We start from the raw sequence: 22,074 nt of genomic DNA, 5'->3' as shown, positions 1-22,074 counted from the left end.
CTTGCTCCCGTTGGGGTGCGAAGCAGCCCCCGAAATGGTGCGGGCGATGGAAGGTTTTACGATTGCTGCGCAATCGAACGGGAGCAAGCTCCCTCGCCACAGGAGTTGTGTATGTCAGGCGGGGGAAGCGAGGGGGAGGGAGAAGCTGAAAACAGCGCCACAGGGCTCCAGGTTTTGCGCCCAGATGTCCCCACGGTGACGACCAATGATGTTCTTGCACAGCGCCAGGCCGATGCCGTTGCCGCTGACCTTGGACGAGAAGAACCCGTCGAACAGCTTTTCCTGCGCCTGGGCCTGAATCCCGCGGCCACGGTCTTCGATGCGCACCAACGCCACGCCGTCGCCAGCGCTGGCATGAATGCGCAGCAAGCGCCGTTCAATGGGCAGGTCGGCCATTTCTTCAATTGCATTGAAAGCCAGATTGAGGATCACCTGGCCGATCAGCACCTTCTCGCAGCTCACCCGCAGCGGCTCGGGCGCGGTGACGATTTCCACTCGCACCAGACTCGGATCGGCGCGCAAACTGATGAAATAGCGGGTTTCGCGCAGCAGCTCGTTAAGGTCGACCAGCTCTTCGGACTGCTCAAGCTTGACCACGTAATCGCGCACGCTCTTGATGATCACCGAGGCATGCTCGATTTGCCGCACGGCGTTCTGCAAGCCCCAGGCGACGCCTTCATCGGTGTCGCCCGCGTTGTTCAGGCGAATCACCGTGCCTTCAATGAAATTACGCGTGGCGGCCAAGGGTTGGCTCAATTCGTGGGCGATGGCCACGGCCATCTCACCCATGGCGTTGTAGCGCGCCAGGTATTCGAGTTTCTGCTCGCTGACCCTCCGCGCCTCTTCGGCCAGCACCTGTTCGGTCACGTCGCGGAACAACAGCAGGTGGCCGACCAGATCGTCTTCAATCTCGATGTAGCGGCAGGTTGCGTCATGCCAGCGCCATTCGCCGTCCAGTCGCTGCACTTTGTAGTGCACGCTGAACGGCGCATGTTCCGGTGTTTCGTTGGCGAGCTGTTGCAACAGGCGCTGGCGTGAAACGTTGTCGCACCAGGCGAGAAAATTCTTGCCGATCAGCTTGTGGCCCTCGCTGTTGAGCAAGTGCGCACCAGAGTCGCTGATAAAACGAATATCGCCCTCCGGCCCAAGCACCGCCACGCCTTCGGCCAGGTCCTGCATGAAAGCCTTGAGCCGACTTTCGAAGCGCTTGAGGTCGCGCTTGACCTTGTCTTCTTTAGAGATGTCGCGGAACTGCACCATCAGCACATCGCGACCGTCCAGGTGCACCAGCGTCGCTACCGCCTCGGAAAGAATCTCCACCCCTTGCTTTGAGCGATAGCACCACTCGATGGCGCGTTGGCCCGTGCGCGCGGCGCCTTCCAGCCAGCGCAAACCCACCGAGCGCCGGTACTTCGGCGCGTCGCGGGTCATGTCCGGGGCTTTCAGTGGCGTCAGTTCTTCCAGGGTAAAGCCCAGCGCCGCCAAGGCTGCGGCGTTGGCCCAGAGAATCTCCTTGGTGTGCGCATCGTGAAGAATGATGCACAGCGGCATGGCTTCGATCAGCGCATAAAAGTCGTTCGGTTTCGGCAAGTACATCGCGCAGCCCTTGGTGGCAGTGGGTTCCGACCGGTGGAGCCGGAAGTATGGCGTTTTATACCCGCTCGCGCATGGGGATGCGCTCAGAGGTATGGGGTGTCGGCCTAGGGGTTTTCTTTAGTCGGGGGGCTGCACGCACCAATAGTTGCGCCGGGGTGCGGTTTTTACACTGGACCGCAATGTAAGGGCAGTCACGCCGATCCAGCAGGACACGGTGTAGCCCACTAACAATAATCAAAACGGAGAATGCCCATGCTGCGTTCAGCGGTTGCGCAACAAGACGCTCTGATCGGCGTTGACGAGAACGTCGTCGACAGCCAGGCCTTTGCGCAGGTACTGGATGAAGTGCGCCAGCGTCGTGAGGAATTCGACGCGGTCTCTCATGTGCCACGGGACATGATCGAGCGTTTCAAACAAGTGGGCATCTACCGTGCCGCCACGCCGAAATGCTTCGGCGGCGACGCCTTGGCGCCGGCGCTGTTCCTGCAAATGATCGAACGCATCTCCGAAGCCGACGGCTCTGCCGGTTGGGTGGCCAGTTTCGGCAGCGCCGGCGTTTATCTGGCCGCTTTGCCGAAGGAAACCCTGGCTGAACTCTACGCCGACAGCCCTGATCTGGTGTTCGCTGGCGGCTTGTTCCCGTTGCAACCGGCCGAAGCCGTGGAAGGTGGCTATCAGGTCAACGGCACCTGGAAATTCGCCAGCGGCTGCAAAGGCGCAGACCTGCTCGGTGTCGGCATCGGCGCTGCGGGCGGCAAGCCGCGCACCGCGGTATTCCGCCCGGAGCAGGTCGACATCATCGAGAACTGGGACGTAGTCGGCCTCAAAGGCACCGGCAGCCATGACCTGCGTGTGACCGATAAGCGCGTCGACGAGCGCTGGACCTTCATCCGTGGCGGTGCCGCGACCATCGACGAACCGCTGTTCCGCTACCCGTCGATTGCCTACGCCGCGCAAGTGCTGGCGGTGGTCAACCTCGGCCTGGCCCGTGCTGCACTGGACGAAATCAGCCGCATGGCGGGCGGCAGCGGCATCACCGGCGCGCCGAAACTGTCCGACCGCGCTTACGTGCGCATCGAGATCGCCAAGGCTGAAGCCAAGCTCGCCGCCGCACGCGGATTTTTCTACAACGCCACCGAACAGGTATGGAACTCGATCCTCGCGGGCAACCCGGTGACGCCTGAGCAGACCAGCCTGCTGCGTCTGTCGGCGATCCATGTTTCCCAGGCCGGTGCGGAGGTGGTGCAAAGCGCCTACAGCCTCGCCGGCACCACCGCCATTTACCTGCGCCATCCGCTGCAACGTTACTTGCGCGACTCGATGGTGGTGACCCAGCACGCCTTCCTCAGCGAAGGCCTGTACGACGGCGCCGGCTCGGTGTTCCTCGGCGTGCCGCCGTTCCCTGGCTACATCTGAATTCTCATCACTTTTTCAAAGGATCAACAGCATGTCCCAAGCTACCCAGGAACCGTTGCGCGTCGTCTTCTGCATCGGCATCACCCAGAACTTTTTCGACCTGCCGACCGGCGAAGGCCTGAGCGTCTGGAAGGGCTTCAGCCAGATGATGGGCGACCTCGGCGCCATGCCCGGCATCACCGTGCTCGGTGCGATGGATGACGACCGCTTGATGGTCGGGCCGTCTACTACCTCGCCGTGGACCGTGTACATCATGGCCGACGTCGACTGCCACCAGTCGGTGATCGATGCCTGCAACCTGTTCCGCACCACACCAGTCGGCCAGTACAGCCTGTGGCGCTACGCCAAGATCGAAGCGCGCATCGGTCGTCCGCTGACCATCCCTGATGCGGCCAAGGTGTAAGCCATGAACGAGGCCTTGCTGCAGCGTCTGGCGACGCTCGAAGGGGAAAGCGCAGTGCGTCGCCTGATGGCGCGCTACATGGACCTGTGCGATGTGCCGCGAGCGGCGGTTCAACTCAGCCAGTTGGCGCAGTTGTTTACCGAAGATGCGATCTGGGAAGGCCTTGGCACCCAGACCGCGCAAACCTTCGGCCAGCACCAGGGGCGTGAGGCTGTGGCGGCGTTTGTCGGTGGTTACTTGCCACCGTCTGACCACTTCAAGCTGAACCTGCATTACCTCACCAGCGAGTCGATCGTGGTCGACGGCAGCGGGGCGCAAGGGCAGTGGATCATGCAGCAGATTTCCATCTATGCCGATGGCCGCAACGAGTTGTTCGGTACGCGGCTGAACATCGATTTTCGTTGTGTCGACAGCACCTGGCTGATCGCGCATTTCCGTACGCAGCGCCTATTCAATACGGAGTTGAATGCATGAGTACTTTCATCAGCGAATTTCTCCTCGGCGGCAACGGCAAGCGCGTCGCCATCAAGGACTCCATCGACATCGCCGGCCATCCGACCCGTTCGGGCAGCCGCGCCTTCGCCGACGCCCCGGCTGCGACAAAGAACGCCGAAGTGGTCGACGCGATCCTCGACGCTGGCTGGCAGATCGTCGGCAAGACCAACCTGCATGAACTGGCGTTTGGCGTTACCGGCATCAACGACTGGACCGGCACACCGATCAACCCGCAAGCACCGGATCGCGTGCCGGGCGGCTCGTCCAGCGGTTCGGCTTCGGCAGTCGCGGCCGGTCTGGCCGACATCGCCATCGGTACCGACACCGGTGGTTCGGTGCGGGTGCCGGCGGCGTGCTGCGGCGTTGCCGGACTCAAGCCGACTTATGGTCGCGTCAGCCGCGTCGGTGCGCATCCGCTGGAATCCAGCCTCGATTGCGTCGGGCCGTTCGCCAAATCCATGGACGACCTGATCGCCGCGATGCAGGTGATCTGTCCGGGCTTTGCAGTTCAGGGCTTGCCGGGCGCCGGTGCAAAAGTCGCCTTCCTTGACGTGAACTGCGACCCGCACCTGCAAGCCTGCCTGGGTGCCGCCGCCGACCGTGCCGGATGGCGCCGCGGCAATTTGCACCTGAGCGAGTTCGAAGCGGCGTTCGCGGCCGGCCTGACCGTGATCAATTTCGAAAACTGGGCGGCCTTCGGTCACCTGACCGGCAAAGGCCTGATCGGCGCCGATGTCGAGACACGTTTGCTGGCGGCGAGCCGTACCACCCGTGAAGAACTGGCCCAGGCCGAAGCCGTGCGCACACGTTTCACGCAACAAGTGGACGCCGCGCTGGAAGACTTCGCCGTGTTGTTGCTGCCGACACTGCCGACCTTGCCGCCGACTCTCAGCGAAGCCCGCGCCGGCAGCAAAGCCGTGGCCGGCATGACCCCGCTGGTAAGGCCCTTCAACCTCAGCGGCCATCCGGCGCTGACGGTGCCGGTGGAACTCGATTGCGGCGGGCTGAAAGTCGGCCTGCAAATCGTCGGTCGCAAAGGTCAGGACGAACTGGTCTGCGCCTTTGGTGCGCAGCTGCAAGCCTCTACCACTCAATCATAAAAAGAAGCCATGAGGAGAACCGCATGAGCACTCATGAATATCGGCTGATCGCGACGTCGAAAAGCCCCGAAGACCTGGTCCAGCACGACCGCGTCGACGTCTCGCTGTACAACGACCCGGCGCTGTTCGAAGCCGAGCTGGACAAGATTTTCTACCGCACCTGGGTGTGGGTTGCCCACGAAAGCGAAGTGCGCAACTCGGGTGACTTCAAGACCGCCACCATCGGCCGTCGCCCGGTGATTGTCGTGCGCGACAAGAAGAACAACATCAACGTCCTGGAAAACCGTTGCCGGCATCGTGGTGCAACTGTGTGCGAGAAGCACAAGGGTAACGCCACCGGTTTCACTTGCCCGTACCACAGCTGGTCCTATGGCCTGGACGGCAAGCTGCGTGCGCTGCCGTATCCGGATGGCTACGAAGGCATCCTGGAAAAATCCGAACTGCCGCTGACCAGCCTGCGCGTCGAAAGCTACGCCGGCATGGTCTTCGCCAGCTACAACGACGAGATCGAACCGCTGGAAGACTTCCTCGGCGGCGCGAAACACTGGATGGACCTGTTCATGAAGCAGGGCGCCGGGTACCCGATCAAGACCCAGGGTGAACACAAGTTCAGCTTCAAGGGCAACTGGAAGATCCAGTTGGAGAACACCACGGACGGTTATCACTTCCCGATCGTGCACAAGTCGTTCATGTCGTCGGTGGATGAAGAAACCTCGGAAATGCTTTCGTTCATGACCGACGAACAAGCCGTGACCCATTCGCTGGGCAACGGCCACAGCGTGATGGTGATGGTGCCGGAGCACGTCGACCTCGATCACGATGACGGCACCGAGCAGTTGCAGGAGCGCTTTGCCCATGTGACTGAGGAGCTGTCGAAAACCATGCCGGCCGATCAGGTCCGTCGCATCGTGCGTTCGCTGCACGGCGCCGGTTTCAACCTGAACCTGTTCCCGAACGTGGCGATGTCGATGTCGTTCTTCCGCGTGCTGCGCCCGGTGTCAGTCACTGAAACCGAGATCCGCCACGTCGCCCTCGGCATGGACGGCGGCCCGGAAATCGCCAACCGCGAACGCATGCGCATCCACGAACACTTTCAGGGCCCGTTCGGTTTCGGCAGCCCCGACGATGCCGAAGCCTGGGACCGTGTGCAGCGCGGCTCGTACGCCGGCGTCGACGCGCCAATCCTGGTCAACCGCGGCCTGAACCGCGAAATCACCGCTGAAAACGGCGACAAGGTCAGCCACGCCACCGACGAAGGCGGCATGCGCGGTGCCTACGACATGTGGAAAAGGATGATGAGCCAATGAGCAATCAAGACACCCTGAACGGTTTTTCCGGCCCGTTGGCCCAGGCCATTGAATTCATCTGGCGCGAAGCCGAACTGCTTGATCACAAGAACTACGCCGAGTGGGCGACCTTGTGGAGCGAAAGCGGCAAGTACATCGTGCCGATCGATCCGGATACCGAAGATTTCGAAGCGACGCTCAACTACGCCTACGACGATGCGCGCATGCGTGATTTGCGCATCGAACGTCTGACCGCCGGTTACTCGCCATCGGCAGTGGATGCGGCGAAAACCATTCGTACCGTATCGCGTTTCCGTCTGGTGGAAGCGGCGGGCGACATCGTCGAAGTGAATTCCGCGCAGTTGCTGTACGCCTACAAGCGCGGCGTGCACACGCCATTCGTGGCCGACCTCAATCACCGCATTCGCTTCACCGACGGCGTGCCGAGCCTGGAGCGCAAAGTGGTGCGACTGATCAACTCCACCGACAGCCTGAGCGCGCTCGGCTTCCTTCTGTGAGGGCAATATCATGAGTCGAGTAGCCCTCGTAACGGGTGCCTCGCGCGGACTGGGCGAGTGCATCGCCCGCCGTCTGCATGCGGCGGGTTATCGCGTCGCTCTGGCCGATGTGCGTCTTGATGGCGTGCAGCAACTGGCAGCGGAACTGGATGGCAGCGGCGCCACGGCAGTCGCGCTTGAACTGGATGTGCGCAACAAAGCCGACTTCCAGCGTGCCCGTGATCTGCTCGCCGAGCGCTGGGGCGGCACCGACATCCTGGTGAATAACGCCGGCGTGTCGAAAGTCGCGGCACTGATGGACATCACGCCTGAAGAGTTCGACGAGTCGATGGCGATCAACCTGCGCGGCACGTTTGTCGCCTGTCAGGTATTCGGCGCGCACTTCGCCGAGCGCGGCTTCGGGCGCATCGTCAACATCGCGTCGCTGGCCGGGCAGAACGGCGGCACCGCGACAGGCGCGCATTACGCGGCGGCCAAGGGTGGCGTGGCGACACTGACCAAGGTTTTCGCCCGTGAACTGGCGCCTCAGGGCGTGACGGTCAACAGCATTTCGCCGGGCCCGCTGGACTTGCCGGTGGTACGCGAGACCGTGGCCCCGGAGCGTCTGGAACAGATCCTCAAGATGATCCCGGCCGGCACCCTCGGAGACCCAGCGTTCATCGCCGACAGCGTGTTGCTGCTGATCGCCGATAACGCGACGTCCGTGACGGGCGCGTGCCTGGACGTCAACGGCGGCTTGTTCATGCGCTGATTCAAAGGCCGGAAAATGACCCTGTAGGAGCTGCCGCAGGCTGCGATCTTTTGATCTTGTTTTTAAGGTCAAGATCAAAAGATCGCAGCCTGCGACAGCTCCTACAAGTGATGTGTTAAACGAAAAATAAGTATTCAGGTGATGCAATGATGAAGGTGAAGATCGAAAGGATCGTCGACGAAGCGCTGGATATCCGTTCCTTTCGCCTCGTGCGCAGTGACGGCCAGCCGCTCGACACCTATGAACCGGGTGCCCACGTCGACCTGACCGGGCCGACCGGCGTAACCCGCCAGTATTCGCTGTGCAGCCCGCCACAGGATCGTCGTGCCTATCTGGTGGCGGTGAAGAAAGAAGCGCAGTCGCGCGGTGGTTCGCTGGCGCTGCACGAGCAAGTGGAAGAGGGCATGGAGCTGGAAATGGGCGCGCCGCGCAACCTGTTCCGTCTCGATGAAAGCGCCAGCGAACACGTGCTGTTTGCCGCCGGTATCGGCGTCACGCCGCTGCTGAGCATGGCCTACAAGCTGGCGGAAAGCGGCCAGCCGTACCGTCTGCACTACTTCGCGCGCTCGGCGCAGTACGCCGCGTTTACCGAACTGTTGGCGACCAATTTTGCCGATCATGTGGAGTTTCACTACGGCATCGAACCTGCGGATCTCGACGGCGCATTGAGTGCCTGCCTGGATCGCGCAAGTCCGACGGCCCACGTCTACACCTGCGGCCCGGCACCGTTCATGAACAAAGTGGTCGAAGTCGCGTCGCGCAGTCGCGCTGATGAGGCCATTCACCTGGAACACTTCGCCGCAGACCCGGCCGCCAACAGCGCCCCGGCCGGCACGTTCGAAGTGGAACTGGCCAGTTCCGGCGTGGTGCTGCAAGTACCGGCCAACACCAGCCTGGTCGACGTGTTGCAAGCCCATGGTTGCGACATCGACACCGAGTGCCGCGAAGGCATCTGCGGCACCTGCATCGTCGAGGTGCTGGACGGCGTGCCGGAGCACCGCGACAACTGCCTTTCCAACAAGGAAAAGGCCTCCAACAAGCAGATTTGCGCCTGTGTTTCCCGGGCGCTTTCCGCTCGTCTGGTATTGGACATCTAAGCGCTTTCTTCACTGGAAAGCTGACGCCGGAGCCTGTTGAATGGCGCCCGGCGACCATCGAGGGAGGCGATGGCTGGAAGACGAAACTTTTTTACCGAACCGCTCGACGAAGCGGTCGGAAATAAAAACAAAAAAACGTGAGGCTTTGCGGACATGATTACAGCATCGGCGGTGCGCAATGAGGCGTTCGAAAGTTGGTTGAGCCAGGTGAACCAGGCCTGTGGGCGTTTCGATGCCCGCGCGCTGGACACCGACTTCTACGGCGAACTGGCGGAATTTCGCAGCGGTGCGATCAACCTGAGCGTGGTCGACATGGCGCACGTGCATTTGTATCGCACCAGTAAGGACGTCAGCACCAGCAGCGATGGCCACTACTACGCGGTGTTCCAGATGCGTGGCAGCTCACAGCTGGAGCAGGGCGACAACCGTGCGCAACTGGGCTGTGGCGACATCGCCCTGATCGACGCCAGCCGTCCGAGTGACATGACCTACAACGACGATTCCCGTCAGTTGTCGTTGATTTTGCCGCGTCAGGTGGTCGAGCGTGGCTCGCACTTCAACGCGGTCAACTGCGCCACACGCATTGCCGCCAGTAGCCCCTTGGCTTCGATGGCCAACAGGCTGGTGCTGGAGACTCGTCAGCAAGAAGGCCTGGACATGCAGGAAAGCGAAGCCGTACTCGACGCCCTCGCGAGCTTGCTGCTGCCGGGCATTAGTGCGCAAGACAACGGCGGTGACGCTCACGAGCGGCAGTTCCGCAAGATCATCGCCTTCATCGACCAGCACATCAGCGACGAAGCCCTGTGCCCCGAGATGATTGCCCGTGAGGTCGGTGTTTCGGTGCGAGGGCTGTACCGGATGTTCTCCAAGCGCGGTCTGGTGGTGGCGCAATACATCAAGCACCGACGCCTGGACTTCTGCGCGGAAAACCTGCGCCGTGCCGATGTCGAGCAGAAGCTCTCGGCGTTGTGTTATGCGTGGGGGTTTTCGGATTCCAGCTACTTCTCGTCAGCGTTCAAATCACGCTTCGGTGTGTCGCCGGGGGCTTATCGCAAGCGGTACAGCCAGATCTGACAAGCCGGCATTGATGTTGAATGTGCTGGCCTCATCGCTAGCAGGCTAGCTCCCACAGGAATTTTCGCCGTACACAGATTTTGTGTTCGCTAAAGATCCACTGTGGGAGCTAGCAGGGATTTTGGTGGTACAAAGATTTTGTGTTCACTGGAGATCCACTGTGGGAGCTAGCCTGCTAGCGATGGCGGCCTCATGGCCGCCACACATCCCTCAATGCCGCACCGGCTCTTCCACCGGCAAATGCAGCACCTCGCGCACCAGCATGGCAATGCTGCTCACGCCCATCTTTTCCTTGATCTTGGTGCGATGCACGTCAACGGTCTTCACGCTGATGTTCAGCTCCCGCGCGATCACCTTGCTGGCCTTGCCATCGATCACCAGCATCAACACTTCGCGCTCGCGGGTGGTCAGCAGCGCCAGTTTGCCTTGCAGGTTCTGACGCTGTTGCTGATCGGCCTGGGCGTGCACGGCGGTCTTCAGCGCGGCCTGGATGCGGTCGATCATCTGCTGCGGGTTGTAGGGCTTCTCGACGAAGTCCAGCGCACCGTTCTTCATCGCCGTGACCGACATCGGGATGTCGCCATGGGCCGAGACAAAGATGGTCGGCAAGGTGCTGCCGCGCTGGTTGAGGATCTCCTGCAACTGGAAACCGCTGGTCTCCGGCATGCGCACGTCCAGCACCAGGCAGGCGGGCTGCTTGGGGTCGTACTGGCTGAGGAACTCTTCGGCGCCGGCAAAGCACTGCGCCTGCACGCTGACGGACTCCAGCAACCACGCCAGCGAAGTGCGCAGGTCCTTGTCGTCGTCAACGATGTAAACAATCGGTTTGCGGGTTTCCATCGGGGCTGCCACGAAAATTTCTAATTATTGTTTTCGCACGCGAACGCGCGGCACGCATCGGCTCATCTTTGTGAAGCCAGTGTGCAGAATACCCACTGTCGCCGGCCCTTGCGATAAAGAAACCACCTAGTCGACTAGCGGAAACCCAACCTCACCATGGGGATCGTCAGAATGGTTGCGCTGCGCCTGCCGCCTTAGTCTTGTTCCATCACCTACGGGCCGCTTTACGACGCGGTCCTCCTGAAGGAAGGGGCATCGACATGGCCGACCTGAGCCAGCAGCAAATCGACTTTCGCAACGCCATGGCGCAGCTGCCTGCTGCGGTGAACATCATCACCACCAACGGCCCCGGCGGTCGCTGCGGCATCACCGCCAGCGCTGTGTGCTCGGTGACCGATTCGCCGCCCACCGTGCTGGTCTGCGTCAATCGCAACAGCGCCACCCACGACGTGTTCCGCACCAACGGCCACTTGTGCGTCAACGTGCTGTGTGGCGAGCAGGAAGAACTGGCCCGACACTTCGCCGGCATGACCAAGGTGCCGATGGATGAGCGTTTCGCCTGGGACTTGTGGGACGACGGCGCGGCCGATGTGCCGGTGCTGCGCGATGCGCTGGTGCAGCTGGAAGGACGGATCAGCGAGTGCAAGGAAGTGGGGTCGCATTCGGTGATGTTCGTGGAACTGACGAAGGTGGGCGTGCGGGAACCACGAGACAGCCTGGTGTATTTCAACCGGTTGTTTCATCGCGTTGAGCATGCCAGCGCGGCTTGATGGTTGTGGCGAGGGAGCTTGCTCCCGCTCGGCTGCGCAGCAGTCGTAATTCCTGGCAATGCGGTTCATCTGGATAACCGCGTTTGCTGGTTTTTGGGCCGCTTCGCAGCCCAACGGGAGCAAGGTCCCTCGCCACACGTGTTTCTGTATATGCAGTTACTGCTGCAAATATTCCCGAGCCAACAAGCAAGCGCGCTCAATCAACATCGGCGCCATCTCAATCGCCGTCGGCGTGCCCTGGCGGGTGTGAATCCAGCCCAGGTACGTGGTGCCGCGCAGCATCAGGAACAGCGCCAGGGTCTTGCGATCCACCTCGGTCAGCGGCTTGACCGCGTTGTAACCGTCGAGCAGTGCAGCCTTGATCTGCTCATAACGCGGATCATCCAGACAGAAATACAGCGCCGTCGCCAGTTCGAACATATGCCAGCCAAACCCGGCATCGTCGAAGTCGATCAATCGCAGTTGCGGCCCTTCGACCAGCAGGTTCTCCGGCACAAGGTCAGCGTGAATCATGCCGAAGTTGCCCAGGTGCCGACCGTACTGGCGCAGGTCCGTGCGCGCCGTGCGCCGGGCCTGTTGCAACAAATCCCGCTGCTCATCGCTGAGCTGCGCAAGCTCCCAGAACCGCCCCCAGAACGGATTGGCGCCAATCAGACCTTCCTCATCCCAGGCATGCCGGACAAACTCGTCCGGCTGCTGCCAATCCGCCGAATGCAGGTGAATGCGCGCAGCAATTGCACCGGCTTCGTTGAACAGGAAATCGATTTCGGTATCGGCCTGCACGCCAGCCTCGGAGGTGCCGGCGGTGGCGCCGGGTAGCCAGGCGAGCATGTCGATGTGGCGCGGCTCGCCGATGTCCTGGTGGGTGACTTCGATCAAATGGCTTTGATTCTGCGCACGGATGATCTGCGGCACGGTGATACCGGCACTCGCCAGCGCTTCCATCCATTGCAGCTCGGAGCGTAGCGCGGCCTCGCAATGATAGCCGTTGCGATGGATACGCAGGGCGACCCGCTGACCGTCGTGACGACGGGCGGAGAACACCGCGTTCTCGCGGAATTTCACCAGTTGAATGTCGGCGAACTCGCCGTCCCAATGTTGCAGGGCATGCCGCGCCAGATCGTGCAGCCGGGCGACTTGTTGTTCGTGGTTCAGAGCATGGAAATCAGTCATGGCAAGGCCTCAAATCGCGCTGAGCGCGTTATCCAGCGTGTCAACAAACAGGTCGGCGTTTTCGCGGCTGAACACCAGTGGCGGGCGCAACTTGAGAATGTTGTCGCCGGCGCCGATCTTGCTGATCAGCACACCGTTCTCGCGCATGTCGTTGACCACCTTGCGCGCCTCAAGTCCGGCCGGCTCCTTGCTGGCGTGGTCGCGCACCAGTTCCATGGCGAAGAACAGGCCTTTGCCACGCACGTCGCCGATGATCGAATGCTTGCCGGCCAGCACTTGCAGGCGTTGCTGTACATAGGCGCCGACGCTTTGCGCGTTGCGCAGTAGTTGCTGATCTTCAATCACATCCAGTACCGCCATGCCGACCGCCGCCGCCACCGGTGAGCCACCGAAAGTGTTGAAGTACATCGCGTGGCGCCCAAACGATTCGACCAAGGCCTTGTGGGTGATCAGCCCGGCGAGGGGATAGCCGTTACCCATCGGTTTGCCGAGGGTGACGATGTCCGGCACCACGCCGTGGGCCTGATGGCCCCACAGGTGATCGCCGGTGCGACCGAAACCGGACTGTACTTCGTCAGCGATGAACAAACCGCCCGCCGCACGGATCAGCGCAGCGGCCTTGTTGACGAAACTGGCCGGCACCCGTGGCAGGCCTTCGTTGGCGAACAGGGTGTCGATCAGCAACGCTGCCGGGCGAATCCCTTGGGCCTGCATTGAGGCAATCGCCGCCGCGATATTGGCCGCATATTCATCGGCCAGTTGCGCTTCAGTGGTGCCTTCGGGTGCGTGGTACAGACACGGAATCGGCACCGCCCGCGCATGGGCCGCGAAGGGTTCCGGCGAGGGCAGGGCGGTGGTGACTTCGGCGAGCGACGCCGAGTTGCCGTGGTAGTTGTAGTCGCTGACGATGATGCCGGTGCCGCCGCTGGCGAAACGCGCCAGACGCAGCGCCAGTTCATTGGCCTCGCTGCCGGTGCAGGTGAACATCGCGGTGTCCAGCGGCTCTGCGAAGGTGGCCGTCAGGCGTTCGGCGTAACGCACCACTTGCTCATCGAGGTAGCGGGTGTGAATGTTCAGCGTGGTGGCCTGGCGGTGCATGGCGTCGGTCACGTGCGGATTGCAGTGACCGACGCAGGGCACGTTGTTGTAGACGTCGAGGTAGCGGCGACCGTCGACATCGAACAGCCAGACGCCTTCGCCGCGTACCAGGTGCAGAGGTTTGTCGTAGAACAGCGGCGAGGCGCTGCCGAGTACGCGATGACGGCGTTGCAGGAGAGTGTCTTCAGGCATGGTCTGGAACCTCGATAACGCTGCGGCGAGTGCGCAGCAGGTAATTGAAAATGCACAGGGTGAAGGTCACGGCCAGGGCGATCAGCATCAGCATGTCGAGCTGGAAGCAGGCGGCGATCACCACCAGGGTCAGGGCCAAGCCGAGCCAGGCCACCAGTTTTCCGCCGATCAGGGTGAACGGGCGTGGCAGGTCAGGCTGGCTGTTTTTGATGCGCAGGTAGGCGCCGAAAATGAACAGGTAGCAAACGTTGAGCAGCAGCACGACCGCGAGCATCACCGTGGCCGGGTCGACTTCGGACAGCGGCAGGCCGATGGCGCCGATCAGCAGGAGCGCAGGGTACGGCGTGCCGCGCTTGCCGGTCTTGCCCAGCCATTGCGGAAACAAGCCGTCGCGGGCCATGGCGAACAGTTGCCGCGATGCCGCGTAGACCAGCGAGAAGAAGGTCGCGATCAGACCGAACACGCCACCGCAGCCAATCACCTTGGCCAGCCACGAGCCTTCACCGAACGCGCTGTTGCTGGACATCGCCGCGTACAACGGATCGCCTGCCGAGCCCACGAGTTCGACACCACCAGCGCCCGGTGCGCACACCAGCACCACCAAAGCAGTCACCAGCAAAGTGCCGATGGCCGCGAGAATGCCGCGCGGCATGGTGCGACCGGGGTTTTCGGCTTCTTCGGCCGCCGAGCCGGTTTGCTCGACCGTGATGAACAGCCAGATGGCGAACGGCACGCAGGCGAAGATGCCGCCGAGACTGACCGAAGTTGTGACATTGGCTGGCAACGTCAGCAGGTTGGCCAGTTCGACATGCGGCGCCATGGCCACGCCGAAGGTCAGCAGGGCGACGACAGCGATCACCCCGGCAATGAACGTCAGGCCCATGGCCTCACCGACACCGCGCAGGTGAATGCCGATGATCACCACGAACAGGGCGATCTTCACCGGCCAGCCACCGATGCCGAAAATCGATTCGGTGTAGGCACAAATGAACGTCGCCGCCGCGCCGGTGCCGATGGTCAGGGCCAACGCGCAAGCCACGCCGACCAGATAACCCACGAACGGCCCGAAGGCACTTTGCGCATAGACGAACACACCGCCAGCGCTCGGCAACGCCGTGGACAGTTCCGCCACACACAACGCCAGCCCGCCACAAAGCAGCGCCATCAACAACGTGGCGATCAACATGTTCAACCAGCCACCGGCCGCCAACCCGAAGTTCCAGCCGGAAAACTGCCCGGCCACCACCAACGCAATTCCGAGGCCGGCAATCTTTGGCCAGCCCAGCGCACTTTTCTTGAGCACAAAAGTCTCCCGCGACCCGAAGGCCGATTTGTTGTTTTAGTGAGAAATGGAGGATGTTCAGCGTTGCTTCGCGCCCACTGGAGGGGGCTGTTTCGATACTACGCCGGGGATGCGGCGCGACATGTTTGCGTGCATGCCATGTGGTTGGTTGTGGGTGCCAGATTCGACACGAACCCTGTTGTATCAGGCGCCGGAGATGTTGAATGTGCCGGCCCCATCGCGGGCAAGGCCGCTCCCACACGGGTCTTCGCTGAACACAAGATTTGTGTACGACGAAAATCCAATGTAGGAGTGAGCCTGCTCGCGATAACGTAGTCTCAGTCACCATTAATGCTGGATATGCTGGCGTCTTTGCGGCTAATCCGGATCTTTCACGGGAGACTTGTTGGTTTTGGCAATTGATACGTGGGAGCAACGTTTACCGATGGGCTGAGGAAGTCTATGTGATAGCCGGAAGAGCCATCCCCAATAGCCAAGTGAACTCCACTGATGCCCTCGTTTAATTGAGAGTTGGTTTTGTAGTTGATGCTCGTGGCGATGCTGTCGTTTACTCCAATGGCAAATTCAGTCATTTTGAGTCCTCGACGGCCCGCGGCTAGATCAAGCAATTTCACATGCTCGTCATCGTTTATTTTTAGTGAGGTAACGGTGTTGTTTTTAACGGATAGCACGGCTCCTTTCTCGGATATCAGATCGCTCAACCACTTTAAAGAGTTTTTTAGCCCGTCAGGTAATTTTGAATTTGGTTTTCTGAGAACTGTAAGTATGCCGGCTATCTTCAAGGTTCCATGAAAGCAGAATGGACTTGGATTTTGTGGGTTCATGTGGGCGTAATGAACTTCGAAAAATTCTGCTACAGACTGAATAAAATCGATTTCAATATCTTCTGCAATCAACGCGTAGGGCTGTGCGTGAGAAAAAATCGTTATCTGTGCGTCGGCGTCATTTCCCGTCAACGCAAAAGAGTCGTGTGAGTTCAGCATGTTCAGCACCCGTCTCTGTGCAATTAAAGCCCGCTCAAAGTCACTCCTCAATAGGAGGTCCAGGCTATAAAGTGCGGTATCCAGAGTGGGGTCGAACACTTGCACGGCACAAAAAACGCTTTTCTTGTTTTCAGTGTTTTTCGCTATCTCAAATACCCGTTTTGCTGCGTCATTGGTGAAAGAAAAAACGATGCTGTTTTTTGGAAGAGCAGCAATATCGGAAATGTTGGCTGTCTTGAATCCAAGCTTTGAGCATTCCTGTAGGAATACTTCAGAGTCAGCGATTATCGAAGGTTCCTCTGTGCCGAAGAGCGTTTTTATCATTGTTGATGTTGACATGAATACCTCCTTGTTTAATCGATGGGCGGCAAGATTTCTCTTGGCGCCCATTTGCATCATTTATCCTTCAACGTGAGCCCAGGCTAACGGAGCCCAACCAAAGTTCTCCGGGCCAGAAGCGATACGGTTGAGTTTTTCTTTAGACGTGATTTTGTTAGTCATTTGATCATCCTTTTTCATTTTGTTGGTTTGGTGCTGCCCCGTTGATTTGCAGGGGCGGAATAATTAATACAGATTTTCTTGATGTATTAAATGATTAATTTTGAACTTTTAAACTTAATAGTGCTTGGAGAGCTCGTATACGGCGTTGTGAGTTATTTGTGTAGTTCGCAGCTGTAGTCCTCTTCTGAAAACTGGGTGTTTCGCCGCATTTTGGTTGTAGCTGTAGAGCCGAAATCGTTAGTTTGATTGATGGGGTCGGTTTTAGGGGATCTCAAACTCCAACGGTTAATAAGGAGCTTTTCAATGCAGGAATCAAAGAAATATCTGACGGAAATGTCCGTACAAAAAGCCTTGTTGCTGGCTGACTTAACAGAACCTGCCACACCCGATCACGCCGTCCGGTTAATGCTGAATGAAATCCTTCAAGGATTGGCTAATCAGGGTTGGCCAAAAGCGCACGTGCAGACAGGAGCGAGAATTGTCTCGGCGGAAGAAAACTACGGTTTGCTTGGTTATGACCCATCTGAAATCACCCTTGGAAGTGCGCATACCCGGTGGGTTGACGCGTGCTCTCTGCTGCGCACGCAAACCACTAGCCAAATTCCGGCAGCGCTTCAGCGAGCGGCCAAAATACGACAGCCAGGTCAGACAATATTGCTAGCCGCGCCCGGCATCACTTTCCGTCGCGATAGCCGGGACCGTTGGCATTGTGCGGAGCCGCATCAAATGGACATTTGGGTTCTGGGTGATCCCGAATTGGCGACTCATGAACACTTGTTGCGTCTGGTAAGCGATGTTCTCAACTCTGCCGTGCCTGACAAAGCCTGGATCTACAGCGACAGCCCGCACCACTACACCGAGGGCGGGATCGAAGTGAATGTGCTGAATGATGGTGTCCCGGTGGAGGTCCTGGAATGCGGTCGAATTGCCAAAACCTTGTTGGAGCGGTTGGAGATTGATCCTTCGCTTCATGGAGGACTGGCCTTGGGAATGGGCCTGGATCGCCTGACCATGCTGCGCAAAGGCATCCCGGATATTCGTTTGTTGCGTGACCAGAACGAGCGAGTGAGGGCGCAAATGCATGATTTGAATCCTTGGAACACCGTCTCACGTTTGCCTTCGATTGCCCGTGACATTTCGTTAGCTGTAACGCCGGGACAAAGCGAAGAAGTGTTGACCGAAAAAATGCTGCAGGCTGCTGGCGATTGTTCTGACTGGATCGAAGAGATGCAGGTAAAGGGACGGTGGAAAATCTCTGATCTGCCATCGCAGGCCATTGATCGACTGGGGATGTTACCGGGGCAGGAGAATGTGCTGCTGCGCGTTGTACTGCGTGATTGTTCGCGGTCAATCACCACAGCCGAGGCAAATACCTTGTACTCAAAAATCCAGGCGGCGCTGCATGAGGGCACGCCGGGAGCGGGTTACAAAATGGATCTTCCCGCTGTTTAACGGGCATTGGTGTTGCCAGTGTCGGCCTCATCGCGGGCAAGCCCGCTCCCACAGGTTTTTGCGTTGACTGCAAAATTTGCGTGCACCACAAATCACTGTGGGAGCGGGCTTGCCCGCGATGAGGCCTATCCGACACCATCAATTTCAGATGCGGAAGCTACCAACCAACTGATTCAACCTTGCCGCCTGTTGCTCCAGCTCGGTACACGCGCGCAATGTCGCTTGTAGGTTTTCCACGCCTTGCTGGTTCAGCGTGTTGATCTGGGTGATGTCGACGTTCAGCGCTTCGACCACGGCAGTCTGTTCTTCGGTGGCGGCGGCGACGGACTGGTTGACGTTGTCGATCTCGCCGATGCGTTGGGTGACGCTGCCCAGGCGGGTGCCGGCGAGGTTGGCGATGGTGACGCTTTCTTCGCTGTGTTGCTGGCTTTCGGTCATGGTGATGACCGAGTCGCGGGCGCCGACTTGCAGCTCTTCGATCATCTGTTGGATCTCCAGCGCCGAGGCCTGGGTGCGTCCGGCCAGACTGCGCACTTCGTCCGCCACCACGGCAAAACCGCGTCCCGCTTCACCGGCGCGGGCTGCTTCGATCGCGGCGTTGAGCGCCAGCAGGTTGGTCTGCTGGGAGATGCCCTTGATCACTTCGAGGATCTGCCCGATGTTCACGGTCTTGTCGTTGAGCACTTCGATGTTGGTGCACGACGCGCTGATCTTGCCCGACAACTCGTTCATCACCTCGATCGTGCGTTGCACCACCTGGCGACCGTCTTCGGCTTGTTGCCGGGCGCTGGACGCCTGATGCGAGGCGTCGGATGCGTTGTTGGCGATCTCTTGGGCAGCGGCACCCAGTTGATTGATCGCGGCGGCCACGCTGTTGGTGCGGCTGGATTGATCGTCGAAATTGCTCAGCGACGAGTTGGACGCGTCCAGCACGCGGCGGGCACCTTCGTTGACGCCAAGGGCCGCTGACGACACCTCGCGCATCGACTGGTGAATGCGCTCGACGAAGCGGTTGAACGCCGTCGCCAGTTGGCCGATCTCATCCCGCGATTGCACTTGCAGGCGTCGGGTCAGGTCGCCTTCGCCCAGGGAAATGTCTTCCATGACCCGCGTCAGCACTTGCAGCGGCCGGGTGATGCGTTGCGCGGTGTACCAGATCAATAGCAGGCCGAGCAGTGCCGAGCCGCCACCGAGCAGCAGTTCCAGCGCCGTGCTTTGCACGCCTTGGGCGTCGAGTTCCTTTTGCAGGGTCGCGACCGGCGCCAGCAACACGTCTTGCGGCACGCCCACCAACACACCCCACGGCGCGGCGCCGGCAATCGGCGGCAGTGGTTCGAGGACCTTGATCTGTTGCGGGTCGACAAACACCTTTGGCTGGCCCTGACGCAAGGCGTCCATCACCTCGGTATTGTCCATCGGTTGGCCGAGGCGGCTGACATTCTGACTGTCGGCGGAGATCACGCCACGGGGGCTGACGATGCTGATCTGACCGTGACCGTCGAACAGTTCAAGTGCACTGGCTTCGCTGTTCTTTTGCAACGCGGCGAGGTTGATGTCGAGGCCGACCACGGCGATCACCTTGCCGTTTTCCAGCAGTGGGAAGGCGACGCTGGTCACCAGTTTTCGACTGCCCGATGCCTCGTCGAAATAGGGCTCCAGCACACAGGCCTGACGGGTGTCGCGGGCGCAGGTGTAGAAGGCGTTATACGGTGCGCCGCTCGGGCCGGGCTCGGTGTTGGCCAGCAGGCCTTCGTCGCCGATCACCGCTTGCAGTTCACCGGGCTTGCTCTGCACCCAGTACAGGGAGAAACGACCGGTTTCGTTGCTGCCCAGATCCGCTTTATCGACGAAACCGGCGTCGGCGCCGTCCAGGGCATCGGGTTCAAAAATGACGTAAAGCCCGAGCAGGTCGGGCTTGTCGATCAGGGCCTGGTGAAGCTGGGTACTCAGCTCCTGGCGCAGTTGTTGGCGGGTCAGATTGCCCTGATGTTGAAGTTGCCTGAGGTACAGCAGATACCGCGACAACCCCTGGCCGAATTCGTGGGTTTGCATGAAGGTGCGTTGCACCTGCATGGCCTGCACTTTGCCCAGCGCCTGCATGTGTTCCTTGGCCGCGTCGGCGAGCATTTCACCGCTGGCCTCGGCCACTTGCTGGCTGCTCTTGTGCGTCTGGTAGAGCGACAACCCCATCAGCAAACCGACCACCAACAGCAGGCAGAGGCCGGCGAGCAGGGCGATCTTGCTCTGGATCGTGAGGAAACTTTTCTGCATTGGAAATACCTTTTTCCTGGAAATCTACCCGATCCCTGTAGGAGCGAGCCTGCTCGCGAAAAACGTCTGGACGACGCGTTCATTCAGACAGCCCGTGTCATCGTTGACGTCCATCGCGAGCAGGCTCGCTCCTACAAGGTTTGCGTTGAGGCCGAATTAGAAAGTCGTGGCGAAAATCAGCTGGCTGTAGAGGTTCTTGTCGTTGTTGCCCAGCTGCGTGCCGCCCTGATCAGCGCTCTTGTCCGGCTGGAACAGACCCACCAGCGGCATGACCGTGATGTGGTCGTTGAGGTGCCATTCGGCGTACAGGTCGATTTCGTGGCCATCGGTGTTGCCCAGGTCGCGGTCGATGGTGTCGAAGTTGAAGTACATCGCGCCGACGGTCAGGTTCTCCAGCGGCGAGACGGTGAACTTGAGTTGCTGGATGCGCGAGTTGCTGTTGAACGGGCCGGCGTAGTTGCCCGCCACTTCACCCTGGAACCAGGTGCCGAAGCCACGGCTGAAACCGTAGAACAGCGTGTCGTAGCCTTCCGAGAAACGGCTGTAGCGATAGCCGGCATACGGCGTCCACGGTGCGTCGGAAAAGGTCCAGCCGGCTTCCAGATACCAGGCGTCTTCGGTGGCGGTGTGCGGTTTGTCCTGCTTGGCGTATTCGCCGGAGAGGAACAGGTCTTTGACCCCGGCGTTGCCGGTTGCGCGCAGGCTGTAGGTTTTCATGCCGTCGCGTTCGAGTTGCGCAGGGGAGGCGTACTGTTCGTCGATGTCTTTGGTGTCGACGTAGGTCAAACCGACGGTGCCGGCTTCGGACACGTGCTCCAGGGTGCCGACGTACATTTCGGTCATGGCCTGGGCGCGGTTGTTGGATTTGAGCCACATCAGGTCGCTGCGCCAGCCTTCCTTGCCGCCGATCCGCAGCACGGCGGTTTCGTCGAAGGCCTTGCGCGCGGCCAGCCAGTAGGCGCCACCCCGGTTGAACTCGCCGTCGGCAAGGCCTTTGCCCATGTTCAAAGCGTCGCCGTCAATCAGGAAACCGTCGCCGACCACAATGTTCTGGCGACCGAACGACAGGTCGATGCCATCGGCACCCAGTACCGGGAACAGGTCCGCCGAGCGCCAGCCGAGGTAGGCGTCTTCGAACTTGGTGGTGCGTTCCGAACCATCGCTGAAACCTGCGGCATCGCCGTCGCCCCAGGTGCCGGAGCTGAGCAGATTCGCCGCGCCATAAGCGGTGCCCACACCGGCCAGGCCCTGGTCGAAACTCAGGCCGTACTTGATGTAGCCCTCGCGCCACGACGACGAACCTTCGTCGAGACGACCCGACAGGGCGTAGTTTTCCTGGCTGTGGAACACGCCGAAAACCGCTTCCAGCGTGGCGTTCAGGTGACTGTCGTCATCGGCGTAGAGTTCGTAGGCTCCGGCCTGGCCAGCGCTGATCATCAGCGCGAGAGTCGAAAGGCGAAGCAAGGGGGACTTGAGCATGGTGTGGCATCCGTTCTTGTTCTTGAGCGCAGGTTTGCGGTCTGCCCGGATACTAAGTCGCGGCTTTTTTCCAGCCTTTTGCCTGTTTGCCAATTAGTTGGTCGTGCGTGCCAGATTGGTCGGTTTGGCAGAAGCGCCAACACAACTGGCACGCAGGGCAAAACCTGCAAGCCAACGACCACCGACAATCCAGCTCAACCTGCCGAAGCACCGTGGTGCCGGCATCTTCAGTGTTGGCGTTCGTCTGCTGGCGGACGCGTGGATTTTCAAGGTCGT

General features: G+C 60.2%; 19 protein-coding genes. 11 read left to right on the top strand and 8 right to left on the bottom strand.

The window, feature by feature from the left end:
- Nucleotides 1-114: 114 nt before the first annotated feature.
- Nucleotides 115-1,596, bottom strand: a complete 1,482-nt coding sequence (locus V6Z53_RS21245) for an ATP-binding protein (RefSeq protein ID WP_338581582.1) — start codon at nt 1,594-1,596, stop codon at nt 115-117.
- 252 nt (nt 1,597-1,848) lie between these two features.
- Between V6Z53_RS21245 and V6Z53_RS21240 the strand changes: the two genes are divergently transcribed.
- The 9 genes from V6Z53_RS21240 to feaR all read left to right on the top strand — a co-directional run bounded on the left by V6Z53_RS21240 (nt 1,849) and on the right by feaR (nt 9,736).
- Nucleotides 1,849-3,012: an acyl-CoA dehydrogenase family protein gene (locus V6Z53_RS21240; protein ID WP_338581581.1), complete on the top strand. Its 1,164-nt coding sequence runs from the start codon at nt 1,849-1,851 to the stop codon at nt 3,010-3,012.
- 31 nt (nt 3,013-3,043) lie between these two features.
- Nucleotides 3,044-3,415 carry a hypothetical protein gene (locus V6Z53_RS21235; protein WP_046040355.1) on the top strand — a complete coding sequence of 124 codons (372 nt, stop codon included), beginning with the start codon at nt 3,044-3,046 and terminating at the stop codon, nt 3,413-3,415.
- 3 nt (nt 3,416-3,418) lie between these two features.
- Entirely contained in the window at nt 3,419-3,889 is a 471-nt protein-coding gene (locus V6Z53_RS21230; protein WP_338581579.1) for a nuclear transport factor 2 family protein, read from the top strand.
- Nucleotides 3,886-5,010, top strand: a complete 1,125-nt coding sequence (locus tag V6Z53_RS21225) for an amidase (RefSeq protein ID WP_338581578.1) — start codon at nt 3,886-3,888, stop codon at nt 5,008-5,010. The genes V6Z53_RS21230 and V6Z53_RS21225 overlap by 4 nt, the downstream gene beginning before the upstream one ends.
- 23 nt (nt 5,011-5,033) lie before the next feature.
- Nucleotides 5,034-6,317 carry an aromatic ring-hydroxylating dioxygenase subunit alpha gene (locus tag V6Z53_RS21220; RefSeq protein WP_338581577.1) on the top strand — a complete coding sequence of 428 codons (1,284 nt, stop codon included), beginning with the start codon at nt 5,034-5,036 and terminating at the stop codon, nt 6,315-6,317.
- On the top strand, nt 6,314-6,814 hold the full coding sequence (locus V6Z53_RS21215; RefSeq protein ID WP_150702408.1) for an aromatic-ring-hydroxylating dioxygenase subunit beta: 501 nt from the start codon (nt 6,314-6,316) through the stop codon (nt 6,812-6,814). The genes V6Z53_RS21220 and V6Z53_RS21215 overlap by 4 nt, the downstream gene beginning before the upstream one ends.
- Before the next feature lie 10 nt (nt 6,815-6,824).
- Nucleotides 6,825-7,565 (top strand): SDR family oxidoreductase, encoded by a 741-nt coding sequence (locus V6Z53_RS21210; protein WP_338581575.1) that lies wholly within the window; start codon nt 6,825-6,827, stop codon nt 7,563-7,565.
- Nucleotides 7,566-7,711: 146 nt separating this feature from the next.
- Nucleotides 7,712-8,662, top strand: a complete 951-nt coding sequence (locus V6Z53_RS21205; protein WP_338581574.1) for a PDR/VanB family oxidoreductase — start codon at nt 7,712-7,714, stop codon at nt 8,660-8,662.
- 153 nt (nt 8,663-8,815) lie between these two features.
- Nucleotides 8,816-9,736, top strand: a complete 921-nt coding sequence (gene feaR / locus V6Z53_RS21200) for a transcriptional regulator FeaR (protein ID WP_338581573.1) — start codon at nt 8,816-8,818, stop codon at nt 9,734-9,736.
- Between the two features lie 210 nt (nt 9,737-9,946).
- Here feaR and V6Z53_RS21195 read toward each other — a convergent pair whose 3' ends face one another.
- Nucleotides 9,947-10,576, bottom strand: a complete 630-nt coding sequence (locus V6Z53_RS21195; protein ID WP_150702412.1) for a response regulator — start codon at nt 10,574-10,576, stop codon at nt 9,947-9,949.
- Between the two features lie 260 nt (nt 10,577-10,836).
- On the opposite strand from V6Z53_RS21195, the gene hpaC reads away from it, so the two are divergent.
- Nucleotides 10,837-11,346, top strand: coding sequence for a 4-hydroxyphenylacetate 3-monooxygenase, reductase component (gene hpaC / locus V6Z53_RS21190; protein ID WP_056723075.1), 510 nt, complete (start codon nt 10,837-10,839; stop codon nt 11,344-11,346).
- 156 nt (nt 11,347-11,502) lie between these two features.
- Here hpaC and V6Z53_RS21185 read toward each other — a convergent pair whose 3' ends face one another.
- The 4 genes from V6Z53_RS21185 to V6Z53_RS21170 form a co-directional block, all read right to left on the bottom strand.
- A complete protein-coding gene (locus V6Z53_RS21185) occupies nt 11,503-12,519 on the bottom strand; it encodes a phosphotransferase (RefSeq protein WP_338581572.1) in 1,017 nt (338 codons plus the stop codon).
- 9 nt (nt 12,520-12,528) lie between these two features.
- Nucleotides 12,529-13,809 (bottom strand): aspartate aminotransferase family protein, encoded by a 1,281-nt coding sequence (locus V6Z53_RS21180; protein ID WP_338581571.1) that lies wholly within the window; start codon nt 13,807-13,809, stop codon nt 12,529-12,531.
- Entirely contained in the window at nt 13,802-15,112 is a 1,311-nt protein-coding gene (locus V6Z53_RS21175; RefSeq protein WP_338581570.1) for an amino acid permease, read from the bottom strand. Before V6Z53_RS21175 ends, V6Z53_RS21180 begins: the two co-directional genes overlap by 8 nt.
- A gap of 371 nt (nt 15,113-15,483) precedes the next feature.
- Nucleotides 15,484-16,434 carry a hypothetical protein gene (locus V6Z53_RS21170; RefSeq protein WP_338581569.1) on the bottom strand — a complete coding sequence of 317 codons (951 nt, stop codon included), beginning with the start codon at nt 16,432-16,434 and terminating at the stop codon, nt 15,484-15,486.
- Nucleotides 16,435-16,899: 465 nt separating this feature from the next.
- Here V6Z53_RS21170 and V6Z53_RS21165 point away from each other — a divergent pair, with 465 nt between their 5' ends.
- A complete protein-coding gene (locus tag V6Z53_RS21165) occupies nt 16,900-18,048 on the top strand; it encodes a hypothetical protein (RefSeq protein WP_338581568.1) in 1,149 nt (382 codons plus the stop codon).
- A 144-nt stretch (nt 18,049-18,192) separates the two neighbouring features.
- Here the strand turns inward: V6Z53_RS21165 and V6Z53_RS21160 are convergent, their stop codons facing one another.
- Together V6Z53_RS21160 and V6Z53_RS21155 are read right to left on the bottom strand one after the other, a co-directional pair.
- A complete protein-coding gene (locus V6Z53_RS21160; RefSeq protein ID WP_338581567.1) occupies nt 18,193-20,319 on the bottom strand; it encodes a methyl-accepting chemotaxis protein in 2,127 nt (708 codons plus the stop codon).
- A 156-nt stretch (nt 20,320-20,475) separates the two neighbouring features.
- A complete protein-coding gene (locus V6Z53_RS21155; RefSeq protein WP_338581566.1) occupies nt 20,476-21,798 on the bottom strand; it encodes a hypothetical protein in 1,323 nt (440 codons plus the stop codon).
- Nucleotides 21,799-22,074: the final 276 nt, after the last annotated feature.

The sequence above is a fragment of the Pseudomonas sp. MAG733B genome (assembly GCF_036884845.1).
In the GTDB taxonomy this organism is placed as follows: domain Bacteria; phylum Pseudomonadota; class Gammaproteobacteria; order Pseudomonadales; family Pseudomonadaceae; genus Aquipseudomonas.
This window is presented reverse-complemented; position numbering and strand designations above follow the sequence as displayed.